Origin of the sequence: Providencia sp. PROV205 (assembly GCF_028479505.1) — a bacterium.
Taxonomy (GTDB): Bacteria; Pseudomonadota; Gammaproteobacteria; order Enterobacterales; family Enterobacteriaceae; genus Providencia; species Providencia huaxiensis.
On the sequence record NZ_JAMPNU010000013.1, the window covers coordinates 1 to 16,564 of the forward strand.

Consider the following 16,564-nt stretch of genomic DNA (forward strand, 5'->3'; position numbering starts at 1 on the left):
CCCCGTCGTCGATGGAGGTGCATTATAGGGATACTGAGTTCTGAGTCAACGCTTTTTCAATAGATTTTTTTCGTTCGTTGCAAAAATAATCAAGATGTTTCAATATTCGCCAGAAAAGCCGCCTTTTTAATCAATTACCTATCATTTTCTCGTTATTCTTTTAAGAAAAAAACATAAACTATTTTTAAAGCGTATTTATTTATGTCAAATTTGGCGAAACAAACTAATTTCTTGCCTTCTATTCTGATAACTTGATTGAGGAATCATTGTAGGATGATAGAATAGATATACATTTTAGCAATGCTTAGACATTTCACTGCTTAGAACATCAAACTCGCCATCAAGTCAATTGTGCCTGTTTTTAGTCTTCTAAACAGTAAACAGATAAGCGCTTCAAAAACATGTTTTGCAATTAAGGCAATCTCGATGAGTAAAATCAAAACCCGTTTTGCGCCAAGCCCAACTGGCTATTTACACGTTGGTGGTGCACGTACCGCTCTGTATTCCTGGTTATTTAGTCGCCACAATCAGGGCGAATTTGTCCTGCGTATTGAAGATACTGACTTAGAACGCTCAACTCAGGAAGCTATCGATGCCATTATGGACGGTATGAACTGGTTGAATTTAAATTGGGATGAAGGCCCGTACTATCAGACTAAACGCTTTGACCGTTATAATGATGTCATTGACCAAATGTTAGATGCAGGTACCGCTTATCGTTGTTATTGTTCGAAAGAGCGCTTAGAAGCTTTGCGTGAAGAGCAAATGGCAAATAACGAAAAGCCTCGTTATGATGGCTGCTGCCGTGACCATGCCCACAACCATACACCTGATGAGCCACACGTTGTTCGTTTCCGTAACCCACAAGAAGGTTCCGTTATTTTTGACGACAAAATTCGTGGGCCAATTGAATTTAGTAACCAAGAGCTGGACGATTTAATTATTCGTCGTACTGATGGTTCACCAACTTACAACTTCTGTGTGGTTATTGATGACTGGGATATGGAAATTACCCACGTTATCCGTGGTGAAGACCATATCAACAACACGCCTCGCCAAATCAACATTCTAAAAGCATTAGGGGCACCAGTGCCTGTGTATGCTCACGTTTCGATGATCCTAGGTGATGATGGTAAAAAACTGTCAAAACGCCATGGTGCTGTTAGCGTTATGCAATATCGTGATGATGGTTACTTGCCGCAAGCACTTCTTAACTATTTAGTGCGTTTAGGTTGGTCTCATGGCGACCAAGAGATTTTCACTGTTGATGAAATGAAAGAATATTTCAGCCTTGATGCTATCAGTAAATCAGCAAGCGCGTTTAACACTGAAAAACTACAATGGTTAAACCATCATTATATCAATACGTTACCAGCAGAAGAAGTTGCAACCTATCTTGCATGGCATATTGAACAACAGAATATTGATACCAGCACAGGGCCTCAATTAGTTGATCTAATCAAATTACTGGGTGAACGTTGCAAAACATTGAAAGAAATGGCCGAATCTTGCCACTATTTCTACCAAGATTTTGACGAGTTTGATGCAGATGCTGCTAAGAAACATTTGCGCCCAGTCGCTCGCCAGCCATTAGAAGTGGTAAAAGTTAAGTTAGCTGCGATCACTGATTGGACGGCTGAAAATGTTCACCAAGCTATTGAAGCGACAGCAGCTGAGTTAGAAGTGGGCATGGGTAAAGTGGGTATGCCTTTACGTGTCGCTGTGACAGGTGCTGGCCAATCTCCAGGCCTAGATGTCACTGTTCACGCTATCGGCCAAGCTCGTTCTATTGCTCGTATTGAAAAAGCCTTAGCGTTTATTGCTGAACGTGAAGCTTCTGCTCAATAATTTTAATTATTGGCCTCCAATTTATTGGGGGCCAATTCTCTGCCTCAATCTCCCTTCCCCACTCAGCTGACTGCAAAATGTTCTATATTTCAGCAATTAAACCTAAAACCCGATTATTTTATTGACACTCTAACTTAGCTTGAATATGATGCATCCCGTCCAAAAGATTTTGTTTGGGGCTATAGCTCAGCTGGGAGAGCGCTTGCATGGCATGCAAGAGGTCAGCGGTTCGATCCCGCTTAGCTCCACCATCTAATTCCCTGTTAGGTGGCACAATACAAAACATTTCGATTGGGGCTATAGCTCAGCTGGGAGAGCGCTTGCATGGCATGCAAGAGGTCAGCGGTTCGATCCCGCTTAGCTCCACCAATCACTTAAAGACTAAAAGTCGCTATTCACCCCTTCCATTTTAAATCAATAATATCTTTTAGATTATGAATTACTGCGCGGTATAACCACCATCAATAGGAATAAATGCACCGGTTATAAAGCTACTCTCTTCTGATAACAAAAAGGCCACCACATTAGCAATTTCTTGCCGAGTCGCCATTCTGCCCATTGGGTGAGTAGAGGCCATCCATTGCTGCGTTTCCTGGGGTAATACACTGATATTCGGAGTTTCTACATAGCCAGGGCCAACAGCATTGATACGGATACCTTTTTGAGCGTTCTCTAAGGCTGCGGAACGTGTTAACCCCAATACTGCATGCTTTGCTGCCGTGTATGGTGCTATACCCGCTATCCCTGTTACCCCATTGCAAGCTGATAAATTGACGATAGCTCCCCCACCACTACGCAAAATCGCAGGAATACTGTACTTCATACCATGAAATGTCCCTGTTATATCGGTTTCAATCACCTCATGCCAAGCCTCTAAAGGATAATCCTCAATATTGACACCATGAGGGCCAGTGATCCCTGCATTATTCACTAAATAATGTAGAACACCGTATTGCTGCTCAATTTTTTCGACTGTTGTTTTAAAGTCTTGTGCATTTGCGACATCCATTTTTATGGCATAGACACGCTGTCCTGTTGGGTCTATCTCTTTAGCGGCTTGCTGTAAAGCTACCTCATTACGCCCCGTAATTACCGTTATCGCACCAAGTGAATACAGCTTTTGTGCAATAGTAAAACCGACACCCGTCGATGCCCCTGTAACCAATGCCACTCGCTGATTAAACTTACCCATAACTCACCTCAATTATGATTAACTTTAGTTAACTATAATTAATTAACTAAAGTTAATCAACTAGTCGTCTTATTATTAAAATCAATATATACTCAATAGATTGAATGTTACGGAGTTTTCATAATGCCAAATTCTCTTGAAGATGCACTTTCCCTGCTGCAATGTACGCTAGTTGCACGCAGAGTTAGCTTTACCCCTGAGCAAATAACTTGGGGTCAATATGATGTGCTAGAGATATTGAGATTAAAAGGGGATTTAACACCAAGTCAGTTAAGCCAATCACTTGGGCTCTCTCGCCAAAATTTATCGAAGTTTCTTCGAGTTCTGAAATCTTATGAATTTGTCGAGCAATATCAATCTGAAGAAGATAGACGGGAGCTGATCACCCGTTTAACCGACAAAGGGCATCATTTTTTGCAGCGTGCAGCTACAGGGCGTGCTGAAAATGCAGCTAAGGTCAAAGCAGCATTAACCCCCCAAGAACAGAAACTATTTATTACTTTAAGTCAGAAAATTACTCACGCACTAGGCCACGATTAACCCCGTTTTAAAGGTTTTACCAGCCCTTCTAAGCCTTCTATTTTTAGTCCTAGGGTCATCTCCATTAATTGCCCTAAACGTCCAGCAGGGAACTCTCCTTTCTTATAGAACCATAATAAATATTCTTCGGGTAAATCAATTAATACGCACCCTTTATATTTACCAAATGGCATATACGTATTGGCCATATCAATGAGGTCTTGTTTTTCCATTGTGATTTCTCTTTCGTATCAAAGCATAAAAAAACGGCGCTCATTTGAACGCCGTTTCGTAATCTAGCATGTTTTAATGGATTACAAAACTAACCCAACGACCGCTGCAGATAAGAAGCTAACTAAGGTTGAACCGTACAGTAATTTTAAACCGAAGCGAGCCACAGTATTACCTTGTTTCTCATCTAAGCCTTTAATTGCACCCGCAATAATACCAATGGATGAGAAGTTAGCGAAAGACACTAAGAATACCGATAAGATACCAACAGAACGCTCAGATAACCCACCAGCAATCGCTTGTAAACCATCCATCGCAACGAATTCATTCGTGACCATTTTCACTGCCATAATTCCGCCAACCTGTAAAGCTTCATCAGCAGGAATACCGAGCATCCATGCAAACGGATAGAACACGTAACCTAACATAGTTTGGAAGTCGATACCGAATACAGCTGAGAAAATACCGTTAATCATCGCAATAAGAGCAATAAAACCAATCAACATCGCTGAAACGATAATCGCTACTTTAAACCCTGCAAGAATATATTCACCTAACATTTCAAAGAAGCTTTGCCCTTCGTGCAGGTTGCTCATTTGAATATCTTCTTCACCTTCCGGTGGGTAAGGGTTAATCAGTGACAGTACGACGAAAGTACCAAACATATTCAGAACCAATGCAGCGACCACGAAACGTGGTTCTAACATGGTCATATATGCCCCAACGATAGACATAGATACCGTTGACATAGCTGTTGCTGCCATGGTGTACATTCTGCGGTCTGACATCCGGTTCAATTGGTCTTTATACGCGATAAAGTTTTCTGACTGACCCAATAACAATGAACTTACTGCGTTAAAAGATTCCAACTTACCCATACCGTTCACTTTCGATAATACGGTACCGATAATACGGATCACGATAGGAAGAATTTTGATGTGCTGTAAGATCCCGATCAACGCAGAAATAAAGATGATTGGGCATAACACTTGTAAGAAGAAGAACGCTAAGTTCCCTTCAATCATACCACCAAAAATAAATTTGGTTCCTTCTGCTGCATAGCCTAGCAAGTGGGTAAATACCCCTGCCACACCAAGAACAAAAGATTCGCCAATATTCGATTTCAAGAACAAATACGCTAATGCAATTTGAATAACGAGCAGTTGAACAACATAGCGAGGACGGATCCCTCTACGGTTACTACTAGCTAAAATGGCAAGAGCTGCGATTACAACTAAAGATAAAACGAAATGCAGGATCGAGGTCATATGCGACTCCAACAAATTTAAGAATCAGTCTATGGTGCATATTCTATGTAATAGGTAACATTTAAATGAGACGGACGTCACATTAATATGAAAGCTTACTAGGTGTATTTTGCAAAAAGAAGAAGGCGATCACGTTTCAACGATAACAATTCCTACCATTCGCTTTTTTTGCACAGAAATTTTACTGAGAATTTAAGTTAAGACTTACAACAACCTGCGTATAAAATTGTTGCCTACAGAGATTGTAGGCAACTAAGCCAAATTGAATATAGTTCACTATTGGATATTCAGCAAACGAATCAATTCATTTTCATCGATAACACGTATGCCAAGTTCATTTGCTTTCGCTAATTTAGAACCTGCGGCCTCCCCTGCAATAACCAAATCTGTTTTCTTCGAGACGCTTCCTGAGACTTTCGCGCCCAAAGCCACTAACTTGTCTTTGGCTTCATCACGCGTCAATACGCTCATTGACCCTGTTAGCACCACCGTTTTACCTGCAAATGGGCTGTCGATTTCTGCACTATTCACGACTTTTACTTCTGGCCAATGAATGTTTGCCTTATTGATTAAATCATCAATCACTGCTTGGTTATGGGCCTCATGAAAGAAATTAACCACATGTTTCGCAACCACATGACCAATATCTTGAACCGTTTTTAGTGACTCTTCATCTGCTGCCATCACGGCTTCAAGTGTGGTGTAATGCGCCGCTAAATTTGCCGCTGTGGCTTCACCAACCTCTCGAATTCCAAGAGCGTAAATAAAGCGAGCTAACGTCGTTTGTTTAGACTTATTGAGTGCATCAACCAGATTCTGTGCCGACTTCGGCCCCATTCTATCGAGGCCAGTTAAAATGCCTGCACTTAATTGGTACAAATCTGCTGGAGTTTTGACATACTCTTTTTCAACTAACTGGTCGATAATTTTATCGCCCATGCCATCGACATCCATTGCTCGGCGTGAGACAAAATGCTTCAGCGCTTCTTTGCGTTGTGCCCCACAAATCAGCCCACCTGTACAGCGCGCTACCGCTTCACCTTCGACTCGTTCGATATCAGAGCCGCATACAGGGCAATGGGTTGGGAAAACAATTTCACGACTATTCGCGGGGCGCTTATCAACGACAACACTGACGATTTGTGGAATAACATCCCCTGCTCGACGAATAATGACCGTATCACCGATATGCACACCAAGGCGTTCAATTTCATCTGCATTGTGCAGCGTCGCATTGCTGACTACCACACCCGCGACTTGCACGGGCTCTAAACGCGCCACTGGCGTGATAGCACCGGTACGCCCAACTTGAAATTCCACATCTTTTAATAGTGTAACTTGCTCTTGAGCTGGAAATTTAAACGCAGTCGCCCAACGAGGTGCTCGAGAAACAAAACCTAACTCTTCTTGAATCGCAATTGAGTTAACTTTAATGACTACCCCATCGATATCAAAGCCAAGATCAGGGCGAACTTGCTCAATTTCATGGTAAAAATCTAACACGGCCTGATGACCAACTCGTAATTGAACATAATCACTAACTGGTAACCCCCATGCTTTGAATTGCATCAAACGGTCATAATGTGTATCTGGTAACGTGCCACCTTCCACTAACCCAACACCATAACAATAAAAAGTGAGTGGCCTTTTGGCGGTAATACGTGGGTCTAATTGACGCAGAGAACCCGCAGCCGCATTACGTGGGTTCGCAAAGACTTTGCCATCTGTTTTACGTGCTTGCTCATTCAGCGCTTCAAACCCTTTTTGGGGCATGAAAACTTCGCCGCGGATCTCAACACGATCTGGAATATTACTGCCGGTTAAACGCAATGGGATAGCGCGTATGGTTCGAACATTCGCGGTAATATTTTCACCGACTGTCCCATCACCACGAGTCGCAGCTTGTACTAACTCACCGTTTTCATACAACAAACTTACCGCGAGTCCATCAAGTTTAAGCTCACAACAGAAAGTCAGCTCTTGATGGTTTTTCAAACGATCTCTTACCCGCTTATCAAAGGCAAGGTAACTCTCTTCGTCAAAAACATTATCTAGCGATAACATAGGTATTTCATGGCGTACGGTATCAAACGCCGCTAATGGTGCGGCACCAACACGTTGAGTTGGTGAATCACTCGTAACAAGTTCAGGATGCAGCGCCTCAATCTCTTTTAGACGTTGCATTAGCTTGTCATATTCAACGTCTGGAATTTCAGGCGCATCTAATACATGGTATTGATATTCATGATGACGTAACTGTTTTTTTAATTCGTCTATTTCTTGTTTGGTTGTCATGATCCACTCATACAGATAAAAAACCCCCAATTAATGGGGGTTTTGTTTAATGTTTATTTAACTTAATGTGTTTCTAATTCGAGCATGATACACCTCTATTTTTTGAGGTGTCAGCATTTTGCGTTCGTCATCAAGAACGACGCCTCCCGCATCTGATGCGATACGTTGAGCGGCTTGTAACATCAGTTTGAAATTTTGCCCTGCATCACCATAAGACGGTACCATCATAAACATGGAAACCCCTGGCGTACTAAAGTCAGCCATTGTCTCAGGGTCAAATGAGCCCGGTTTCACCATGTTAGCCAGGCTAAACAGCACTGGTCCCGTACCCGACGGATTTACATGACGGTGGAATATTTTCATTTCCCCGAATTGGAAACCAGCTTGTAAAATACTTTGCAGTAATAACTCACCTTGCAGTTCTTGTCCTTGATGAGCGGCTACGTGAAGTACCAGAACTGTCTCCTTGCTACTTGTTGTAGCAGGAGCTTCCTGCGGCTCAGCTTTCTTCTCAATATGCTGCGTCTCTTGTTCATAGGTGCTCGGCTGAGGCTCTTCTCTTAATTTAGTTGAATCAATATGTGGTTCAGCGGCAATACTTGTAACCGGCTGAGTACGAATTTCAGGCTCTATTGCCACTTCCTCACTCATGTTAATGGTGAGTTGCTCAGGTACATGAATAGGTTCAGTACGTTGATGCGGCGTAGGTTCATTATGAACTGGCGGTTTAGCCTCTGGCTCCCTATTCATAATAATGTCAGGTTCAACCGACACCTGTGGCTGTATATTAGGTTCAACTGGAGACTCATTTTTTACCGGATATACAGGCTCAGTTGCAGCCGGATGAACAGGCGCCTGCTGAGTAGGTTGATTTTCAGTAAATAATGCAGAATCATCATATTCTGATGAGTTCTCTTGCATATCGTTCTTTCTACGTTTTACGGGTCTGTCGCGAAATAACTTTGAGCGCTCTTTACGGCTGGTCCATAAACCATGCAGTAATAAAGCGACAATCGCTATCGCACCTACGACCACTAATATCAGACGCAAATCCTGCATCGCTGCTATCTCTAGTTGATGAATGATAATGCCAACACGGCGGAAACTACCTTAAGATTATTTCTCAATTGCTCTAAGTGCAACCCCCAGAACGATTTTCTTACAAGAAAGAGAATATTCCGCTTTCATTTGCTGCTTTTTTAAGCGAATAATGGCTAGTCAGCCTAATTTCATATCTATATGATACATGGTCAACCGAAAAGGAGAGAACAAGAAGTATGACCCAATCGACATTTTCGACACAAAAAGACCATTCTGGTTTTTATTATTTTACACAAGGCTGGAGATTAATCACTCGTCCCGGTATCAAACGTTTTGTTATTTTGCCCCTATTAGCCAATATTTTATTCTTAGGCGGCGCATTTTGGTGGTTATATACCAAGCTTGGTGGCTGGATTGACCAAGTAATGGGTTACATTCCTGACTGGCTACAATGGCTCGATTATGTTATTTGGCCAATCGCTGTTATCTCAATACTGCTCGTGTTTACTTATTTTTTTAGTACGATAGCCAATATTATCGCGGCACCTTTTAACGGCTGGCTATCAGAAAAACTCGAAGCGGAGCTAACAGGCAAACCGTCTCCAGATACTGGCGTCGCGGAGTTATTAAAAGATGTTCCTCGCATGATAAAACGCGAGTTTGTCCGAATCGGTTACTACTTACCTCGCGCTATTGGGTTACTGATCTTATTTTTCATACCCGGTATTGGCCAAACCGTCGCCCCCGTACTGTGGTTTTTATTTGGTGCTTGGATGATGTCAATCCAATATTGCGATTACCCGTTTGATAACCACCGTGTTGGCTTCGGCGAAATGAAGCAAGCACTTGCCAAAGAACGGATGAGAAACGTTCAATTTGGTGGCGTTATCAGCCTGTTAATGATGGTCCCTTTTGTCAACTTAGTGATCATGCCTGTTGCAGTTTGCGGTGCAACATTGATGTGGGTTGACCGGTATCGTGAGCGTTACGCACGCTACTAATCTATTAATCATTGTCTATTAATCAGTGCGCAGGTTTACCGCCTGCGCTCTTTTATTGACTTATTTTTGTTACACTATAATCATTCTTTAGAATTATTAGTTCTAAAATAACATTTCGTTATAAGCTTATTCTCAAATCATATTTGCATTAATCTGTTCTTAACGTATGTTGAATCCATCTCATTATTTTTAATTAATACCGATTACATTACTGGCTAACCGATTTTTAAGGATATCCCATGAGCAAAATTTATGATGATAACTCGTTGACCATTGGCCACACCCCACTTGTCCGATTAAAGCATTTTGGTAATGGCAATATTTTAGCAAAAGTGGAATCTCGCAACCCAAGCTTCAGTGTTAAGTGCCGTATTGGTGCGAACATGATTTGGGACGCAGAGAAAAAAGGTATCCTAAACAAAGACAAAGAATTAGTTGAGCCAACCAGTGGTAATACAGGGATCGCTTTAGCCTATGTCGCTGCGGCAAGAGGTTATAAGTTGACCTTAACCATGCCTGAAACGATGAGTATTGAACGTCGTAAACTGCTCAAAGCACTGGGCGCCAACCTCGTTTTAACCGAGGGGGCAAAAGGTATGAAAGGTGCGATAGCTAAAGCTGAAGAAATAGTGAATAGCAACCCTAAGAAATACCTATTACTTCAACAGTTTAATAATCCAGCAAACCCTGAAATTCATGAAAAAACCACAGGGCCTGAAATTTGGGAAGATACTGACGGCAATGTCGACGTTGTGGTTGCTGGTGTCGGTACAGGTGGGACAATTACAGGGATTGCAAAGTACCTGAAAAACACCAAAGGCAAAGATGTGACTATCGTAGCTGTTGAGCCAGAAACCTCACCCGTTATCACACAAGCCTTAGCAGGTGAAGAAATTAAACCAGGACCACATAAGATCCAAGGGATCGGAGCTGGGTTTATTCCGGGTAACTTAGATTTAAAATTACTCGATAAAGTCATTCAAATCAGCGATGACGAAGCCATCAAAACTGCTCGTGAACTAATGGAAAAAGAAGGCATTCTGGCCGGTATTTCATCAGGCGCGGCTATTGCTGCTGCCACTCAAATTGCCGCAGACCCTGCCTATAAAGGTAAAAATATCGTCGTTATTTTACCTTCTTCAGGTGAGCGTTATTTGTCTACAGCCCTATTTGCTGACATCTCCGCTGAGTAACATAACTTCGTTACAATATCGTTAAAAAAGCACCTAAATGGTGCTTTTTTTGTGGCATGGATCAAAGTTTAGCACGGATGGAGATGATTTATAATTCGGGGTTTAGTATTAAACATAGTAATTATTTTGCACCTCGAAATTAATCACTTTTTAGCCAACCTCTAGGGCGAGTAAAATAATTTGCCAATGAGAAAAAAGTGGCGAGATCGCAAGAAAAATAGAAAAAGGGTTGATACCGCACAAAGTAGGAAACCTTTTTTCAAGTTAATAATCTAACTTATACGCAAACCTAGTCTATTTCATCTACAATTGGCTGGGTAATTAAAAAAACGAAAGTTATTGAGGAAATACTATGTTTCAGCAAGAAGTTACTATTACGGCACCAAATGGTCTACATACTCGTCCTGCAGCTCAATTTGTAAAAGAAGCAAAAGCATTCTCTTCTGATATTTCTTTAATCTCTGGCGGCAAATCCGCTAGCGCAAAAAGTTTGTTTAAATTACAAACCTTAGGCCTAACACAAGGCACAGTAGTAACAATTTCTGCTGAAGGCGAAGACGAAAAAGAAGCCGTTGAGCATTTAGTTAAACTGATGGGCGAATTAGAATAATTTCGCACGAAAATAGCATTTACTGATTTCATTCAATGTCCCTGAGTGATGTCATTCGGGGACATTTGTATAATCGGCTATATTCATTGTCGTCTCTGCAACATCAGAACTCCCAGCACTAGCAGCAGTAAGGTAATATTATGATTTCAGGAATTTTAGTATCCCCGGGTTTTGCTTTTGGTCAAGCTTTAATCCTCAAAGAAGATCCTATCGTTGTTAGCACAAAAAAAATCGCTGACGATCAGGTTGATAAAGAAATCGCTCGCTTTATTGAGGGACGAAACAAATCAGCCGAACAACTCAATTTGATTAAAGAAAAAGCCGAAAGAAATCTTGGAGCTGAAAAAGCTGAGATTTTTGAAGGTCATATAATGCTGCTGGAAGATGAAGAGCTGGAGCAAGAAATTGTCACTTTAATCAAAGGCGACAAAAAAACAGCTGATGCAGCTGCATATTCTGTTATTGAAGATCAAGCTCAAGCCCTTGAATCTCTTGATGATGAATACCTTAAAGAGCGTGCCGCTGACGTACGTGATATCGGTAAGCGTTTATTAAAAAACATCTTAAATATTCCTATCGTTGATTTAAGTGCAATCAGCGAAGAAGTTATTTTAGTGGCGGCTGATTTAACCCCTTCAGAAACCGCACAGCTGAATTTAGATAAAGTATTAGGGTTTATTACTGATTTAGGTGGCCGTACATCACATACCTCGATTATGGCACGTTCCCTTGAGTTACCAGCCATTGTCGGAACTAGTGATGCCACCCGCAAAATTAAAAATGGCGATTTCATTGTATTAGATGGTGTTAACAACACTATCCACCTGAACCCATCTGAAGCCGAAATCGACAAACTCAAAGCCTTCCGTGATGAATACCTACAAGAAAAAGAAGAGCTCGCAAAATTAAAAGATTTGCCTGCTATCACCCTTGATGGTCATCAAGTTGAAGTTTGTGCCAACATTGGTACCGTACGAGATGTCGCTGGTGCTGAACGCAATGGCGCAGAAGGCGTTGGCCTTTACCGCACTGAATTTTTATTTATGGATAGAGACTCTCTTCCTACTGAAGAAGAGCAATTCCAAGCTTATAAAGCAGTTGCAGAAGCAATGGGCAGCCAAGCCGTTATTGTCCGCACAATGGATATAGGCGGTGATAAAGACCTGCCATATATGAATTTACCGAAAGAAGAGAACCCATTCCTCGGCTGGCGTGCAATTCGTATTTGTCTTGATCGCAAAGAAATCTTACACTCACAGTTAAGAGCTATTTTAAGAGCCTCTAAATTTGGTAAACTGCGTATTATGTTCCCAATGGTCATTTCCGTTGAAGAAGTTCGTGAACTAAAAGCAGAGCTAGAAATGCTAAAAGCTCAGTTACGTGAGGAAGGTAAGGCTTTTGACGAGTCAATTGAAGTCGGTGTGATGGTTGAAACACCAGCCGCTGCTGTGATTGCTCGCCACTTGGCAAAAGAAGTTGATTTCTTTAGTATTGGGACGAACGATCTCACTCAATACACTTTAGCGGTCGACCGTGGTAATGAACTGATTTCTCATCTTTACAACCCGATGTCACCTGCTGTCCTAAACTTAATTAAGCAAGTGATCGATGCATCACACGCTGAAGGTAAATGGACTGGGATGTGTGGGGAGTTAGCAGGAGATGAGCGTGCAACCTTATTGCTACTTGGCATGGGGCTGGATGAATTTAGTATGAGCGCAATTTCAATTCCACGTATCAAAAAGTTAATTCGCAATGCGAGCTTTACTGATACTCAAGCGTTGGCTGAACAAGCACTTGCTCAACCAACAGCGGATGAATTGATGAAACTTGTAGATACCTTTATCCAAGAAAAAACGTTATGCTAGGAACAGCACATTAGTTCGGTCCCATATAAAACGATTAGGAGAAGGTCCATGGGTCTGTTTGACAAACTGAAATCACTCGTTTCGGAAGACAAAAGTAGCAGTGGCAGTATTGAAATTATCGCACCTTTATCCGGTGAAATTGTCAATATTGAAGATGTTCCAGACGTTGTGTTCGCAGAAAAAATTGTGGGTGATGGTATTGCGATTAAACCCGCAGGTAACAAAATCGTTGCCCCTGTAGACGGCACAATTGGTAAGATTTTTGAAACTAACCATGCGTTTTCTATTGAGTCAGATGATGGTATAGAACTATTTGTTCACTTCGGTATTGATACCGTTGAGCTTAAAGGTGAAGGCTTTAAACGCATCGCTGAAGAAGGCCAAACGGTGAAAAAAGGTGATTTAATCATTGAGTTTGATTTAGCACTGTTAGAAGAGAAAGCAAAATCTGTTTTAACGCCAGTTGTCATTTCTAATATGGACGAAATCAAAGAGCTCAACAAACTGACAGGCTCCGTGACAGTCGGTGAAACTGTCATCATGCGTATTAAGAAATAGCTTAAGTGCCAATATTTAGTTTAAACCATCAGGTCTTGCCTGATGGTTTTTCATTTAGCATGATGATTAAAACTTGATAATCAGGTTAGGTTTTTTATTTTATCAACAACATTTGAGAATTATATTTCTATTACTTATATGTAAATAAAACATTTACGGTATTGCTAAATGGCCCCTGCTTAATATTCTCATTATTTTTTTTAGATAACTCAGCTGAATACTGATAATTACCGGGCTTTTGCTTAGTAATAACACCTTTATAATACTCCTGACCAAAACTAATTTCTTGCCCCAAACTTCTATCGGTAATCGCCATCTGCAAACCGTTATCAAAAACGATATATTTATTATTCACTACGCCTTTATTGCTTTGAAATTTAACACTAACTTCTAAAGCAGCATCACAAGTTGAAACTGGAGTTAAAGTTAAATTAAAATTTTCTTTTATTGTTTTATTATTTTCAAATTGATCCGTTGTCAGCTCTTTAAAATCAACTACTTTGTCACTCATCGTAACAATCGGTGTTGGACAATAATTAATTAATGTGCCAACAAGGCGGATAGTGTAATAATCAGCAATACGATTTCCCACTCCATCCGTGTGATAGCCAAGAATGAAATCACCTGTGTCAAATGATTTTAACGGCCCCTTTCCACGTTCTATAGTAAAATTATGCCACAATGATATGTTTTCGGTACCTACCTTCCAATATCCCACATTTAATGCTGGAGTAGTCGGTGCTGTAATTTCAACTTTCCCCACATAAGATGACTGAAAAACTTTAACTCCGCTAGAGAGAAGGTGAGCTTTAACTGAGCCGGGTGTTTGACTATGAAACCAGATAGTTCTATCTGCTACAGTTCCAGAAAAATTACATCGCCATGATAACGCTGAAAACCCTGAGCCTAATCTTGTTCCTTCAGGAACAGTACCTGGGATTGTATTCATATCAATGGATAATAATGGTAATGGGTACCACGCCCCCAAAGGAGTACAGCTAACACCGGAATAAGAAAATGTGCTAAAAGCCATCAGTAACGAGCCAAACACACCTAGTTTTAGTTTATTTTCTATTTTTTTGCTCATAAGAGATTTCATTTAATTATTCCTCAGGGCTAATACTAAAATTTTAAAAGTCACATTTATATCTATGTAATCAACATGTTCAACATTGGACTATGCTAATGTACGTACTAGATATCCATCTCACGCTTCAAATTCAGTAAACCCGTAGCTATTGACTGCGTTTTATACACCCCTTTCTACTACTTTAAATGGGCATGCGTTATTTTCACGAATGGTACTCAATTGATGAGTAAAATAGTATTAGTAAATTATTAATTTCATCTATAGTATGTAACTAAATATAATAAATTAAAATAAATGTGCCAATAAATAGGGTTTTTGGGGTATATATATCTATAGATATCTATAGACAAAAAATTAAAAACAAAGAGACTACGCACTCTGCTATTCCAATAGGCGGAGAGCTAAAACTGATCATCGAGGAAAGTAGAGATAATACTGCTAACTCTTACGTTGTTTGTCGGTTCTCAATAAAGAAGTCGCTTGATTAGCTCAGCAGTTCATCATCTTGCACAAACAGTGTCCTAGTTATCTATGCCGTGTATTTTAAAAAGCAAGAAATAAGGACACTCGCTATGCATTCACCTGAGAAGCTAGGCGTAGATCCTCAATTGAGGGTACACAGTGATGTGAAATCAACTAAGATTTATACGCCAATTCATGTTGAATGGGCCAGCGTTCGGCACGCTGAAGTTAAGGTAGGATAACGGTAGAAAACATGTACCTTAAAAAGCAAATAACACTGCACATGATATATATTTAAGTCATCATGTTATGCATGCCGCAAAAATAGCACCTCCATAAATTAGCCCATTTTTCGTTTCATACTATATTTAAAATTAAAATAATTGTGCTTTATACTAAAGTACATAAATAAATTAAAGATACGATGACCTTCATACTCATTAGATGAAATGATTGTCGTTACCAATGCGACATGATTAGATACAGGAGTCATTGCGAAAACGCCTTTTCCCTTTCTGAAGTATTTGTCTGAAGTATTTGTCTGAAGAACACGCTTTGAATGTATTGATTCAGCAAGTGTGCTTTTGCCCATCCACACTTCCAAATGGCGATTTTTCGTTTATGGTCGAATAAACATATCATTGACATCACGTAATATGCTAAGACTTCGGTCTGATGCAGATGCTATTCGGTGAACACCATAGTTTGCGCTGTTACCAAAGATATAAGCAAGAAGATCATTATTATCGGCTTCTAAACTGTTTTTTCTGGATGAGACTGAATTAAAAACAGACAAAAACCCCGTTTCATTGTTCACAAACTTCATGATATCAATTATTCCAGTATTCTTTATTTGCCTATAAATCGGATTATCAATACTGGTTTTCCACTTTTTACTGGCTAAACCCCATTGTAACCGATTTGACGGCGGCTACTTTTTGACAAAGTCATTCACATCTGAATTTATGTTGAGGCTAACATGACTCAGCTTTGTATTAAAATCTGTCTCTAAATTAGCTAAAGTCTGCTCTATTGGGTAAATCAGTCATTCAAGCCCCGTTTTCTATCAAATTAAGACCATAATATCTTTCTAAGACACAATAAACACTAACCAATTGTTTTATAACTAATTTTAGTTTGTCTACTTTATCGGATAAAAATAAGTGAAAAATAATAGAATATCGCCTTCATTTAAGAAAATTTAAAATAACATTAAAAAACAAGTGATTAGATCACTTCCTTTCATGCTAATGAATGATTTAACGTGATAAAATCGTTTCAAACCCATAAACGGATGTAAATAAATATCTCAAAAACTCGATTTTTGATTATTTAAAAAATATTTTATCACCAAAATACTCTGGTGACGTGTTTATTTGTTTTTATTG

At 40.2% G+C, this 16,564-nt stretch carries 13 protein-coding genes, 2 tRNA genes and 1 pseudogene; 9 read left to right on the top strand and 7 right to left on the bottom strand.

Annotated elements, in window-relative coordinates; all coding sequences use genetic code 11:
• Positions 1-426 precede the first annotated feature (426 nt).
• The 3 genes from gltX (at position 427) to PR800_RS08990 (ending at position 2,217) form a co-directional block, all read left to right on the top strand.
• The gene (gltX, locus tag PR800_RS08980) at positions 427-1,848 is read left to right on the top strand and encodes a glutamate--tRNA ligase (RefSeq protein ID WP_102137578.1); all 1,422 of its coding nucleotides are present in this window, start codon (positions 427-429) and stop codon (positions 1,846-1,848) included.
• Between the two features lie 175 nt (positions 1,849-2,023).
• Positions 2,024-2,099, top strand: a tRNA-Ala gene (locus tag PR800_RS08985).
• A gap of 42 nt (positions 2,100-2,141) precedes the next feature.
• Positions 2,142-2,217: transfer RNA gene (locus PR800_RS08990), tRNA-Ala, on the top strand.
• A 70-nt stretch (positions 2,218-2,287) separates the two neighbouring features.
• Here PR800_RS08990 and PR800_RS08995 read toward each other — a convergent pair.
• Positions 2,288-3,040 carry an SDR family NAD(P)-dependent oxidoreductase gene (locus PR800_RS08995; RefSeq protein ID WP_102137577.1) on the bottom strand — a complete coding sequence of 251 codons (753 nt, stop codon included), beginning with the start codon at positions 3,038-3,040 and terminating at the stop codon, positions 2,288-2,290.
• A gap of 123 nt (positions 3,041-3,163) precedes the next feature.
• Between PR800_RS08995 and PR800_RS09000 the strand changes: the two genes are divergently transcribed.
• Positions 3,164-3,580 (top strand): MarR family winged helix-turn-helix transcriptional regulator, encoded by a 417-nt coding sequence (locus tag PR800_RS09000; protein WP_036959045.1) that lies wholly within the window; start codon positions 3,164-3,166, stop codon positions 3,578-3,580.
• Here PR800_RS09000 and PR800_RS09005 read toward each other — a convergent pair.
• From PR800_RS09005 to zipA, 4 genes are all read right to left on the bottom strand, one after another.
• Positions 3,577-3,792, bottom strand: coding sequence for a DUF3820 family protein (locus PR800_RS09005; protein ID WP_004912576.1), 216 nt, complete (start codon positions 3,790-3,792; stop codon positions 3,577-3,579). The genes PR800_RS09000 and PR800_RS09005 overlap by 4 nt on opposite strands.
• Before the next feature lie 81 nt (positions 3,793-3,873).
• A complete protein-coding gene (locus PR800_RS09010; protein WP_102137575.1) occupies positions 3,874-5,058 on the bottom strand; it encodes a NupC/NupG family nucleoside CNT transporter in 1,185 nt (394 codons plus the stop codon).
• Between the two features lie 276 nt (positions 5,059-5,334).
• Positions 5,335-7,353 (bottom strand): NAD-dependent DNA ligase LigA, encoded by a 2,019-nt coding sequence (gene ligA / locus PR800_RS09015; RefSeq protein WP_102137574.1) that lies wholly within the window; start codon positions 7,351-7,353, stop codon positions 5,335-5,337.
• 57 nt (positions 7,354-7,410) lie between these two features.
• A complete protein-coding gene (gene zipA / locus PR800_RS09020) occupies positions 7,411-8,412 on the bottom strand; it encodes a cell division protein ZipA (protein WP_272530609.1) in 1,002 nt (333 codons plus the stop codon).
• A gap of 218 nt (positions 8,413-8,630) precedes the next feature.
• Between zipA and cysZ the strand changes: the two genes are divergently transcribed.
• From cysZ to crr, 5 genes are all read left to right on the top strand, one after another.
• The gene (gene cysZ, locus PR800_RS09025; RefSeq protein ID WP_102137572.1) at positions 8,631-9,395 is read left to right on the top strand and encodes a sulfate transporter CysZ; all 765 of its coding nucleotides are present in this window, start codon (positions 8,631-8,633) and stop codon (positions 9,393-9,395) included.
• Between the two features lie 239 nt (positions 9,396-9,634).
• Positions 9,635-10,588 carry a cysteine synthase A gene (gene cysK, locus PR800_RS09030; protein ID WP_102137571.1) on the top strand — a complete coding sequence of 318 codons (954 nt, stop codon included), beginning with the start codon at positions 9,635-9,637 and terminating at the stop codon, positions 10,586-10,588.
• Between the two features lie 352 nt (positions 10,589-10,940).
• The gene (gene ptsH / locus PR800_RS09035; RefSeq protein WP_004264876.1) at positions 10,941-11,198 is read left to right on the top strand and encodes a phosphocarrier protein Hpr; all 258 of its coding nucleotides are present in this window, start codon (positions 10,941-10,943) and stop codon (positions 11,196-11,198) included.
• Positions 11,199-11,338: 140 nt separating this feature from the next.
• Complete coding sequence (gene ptsI / locus PR800_RS09040) at positions 11,339-13,066, top strand: phosphoenolpyruvate-protein phosphotransferase PtsI (protein ID WP_272530610.1); 1,728 nt, start codon at positions 11,339-11,341, stop codon at positions 13,064-13,066.
• A gap of 48 nt (positions 13,067-13,114) precedes the next feature.
• Positions 13,115-13,624 carry a PTS glucose transporter subunit IIA gene (gene crr, locus PR800_RS09045; protein WP_004264878.1) on the top strand — a complete coding sequence of 170 codons (510 nt, stop codon included), beginning with the start codon at positions 13,115-13,117 and terminating at the stop codon, positions 13,622-13,624.
• Between the two features lie 130 nt (positions 13,625-13,754).
• Here the strand turns inward: crr and PR800_RS09050 are convergent, their stop codons facing one another.
• A complete protein-coding gene (locus PR800_RS09050; protein WP_102137569.1) occupies positions 13,755-14,723 on the bottom strand; it encodes a fimbrial protein in 969 nt (322 codons plus the stop codon).
• 793 nt (positions 14,724-15,516) lie between these two features.
• Positions 15,517-16,002: pseudogene (locus PR800_RS19660) on the bottom strand (Tn3 family transposase).
• Between the last annotated feature and the right edge of the window lie 562 nt (positions 16,003-16,564).

Bases quoted from the DNA above. Each gene is read 5' to 3' on its own strand.
- PR800_RS09010 (WP_102137575.1), bottom strand. From the start codon at position 5,058: ATGACCTCGATCCTGCATTTCGTTTTATCTTTAGTTGTAATCGCAGCT.
- PR800_RS08995 (WP_102137577.1), bottom strand. From the start codon at position 3,040: ATGGGTAAGTTTAATCAGCGAGTGGCATTGGTTACAGGGGCATCGACG.
- ptsH (WP_004264876.1), top strand. From the start codon at position 10,941: ATGTTTCAGCAAGAAGTTACTATTACGGCACCAAATGGTCTACATACT.
- zipA (WP_272530609.1), bottom strand. From the start codon at position 8,412: ATGCAGGATTTGCGTCTGATATTAGTGGTCGTAGGTGCGATAGCGATT.
- cysK (WP_102137571.1), top strand. From the start codon at position 9,635: ATGAGCAAAATTTATGATGATAACTCGTTGACCATTGGCCACACCCCA.
- ligA (WP_102137574.1), bottom strand. From the start codon at position 7,353: ATGACAACCAAACAAGAAATAGACGAATTAAAAAAACAGTTACGTCAT.
- cysZ (WP_102137572.1), top strand. From the start codon at position 8,631: ATGACCCAATCGACATTTTCGACACAAAAAGACCATTCTGGTTTTTAT.
- PR800_RS09050 (WP_102137569.1), bottom strand. From the start codon at position 14,723: ATGAAATCTCTTATGAGCAAAAAAATAGAAAATAAACTAAAACTAGGT.
- crr (WP_004264878.1), top strand. From the start codon at position 13,115: ATGGGTCTGTTTGACAAACTGAAATCACTCGTTTCGGAAGACAAAAGT.
- gltX (WP_102137578.1), top strand. From the start codon at position 427: ATGAGTAAAATCAAAACCCGTTTTGCGCCAAGCCCAACTGGCTATTTA.
- PR800_RS09000 (WP_036959045.1), top strand. From the start codon at position 3,164: ATGCCAAATTCTCTTGAAGATGCACTTTCCCTGCTGCAATGTACGCTA.
- ptsI (WP_272530610.1), top strand. From the start codon at position 11,339: ATGATTTCAGGAATTTTAGTATCCCCGGGTTTTGCTTTTGGTCAAGCT.
- PR800_RS09005 (WP_004912576.1), bottom strand. From the start codon at position 3,792: ATGGAAAAACAAGACCTCATTGATATGGCCAATACGTATATGCCATTT.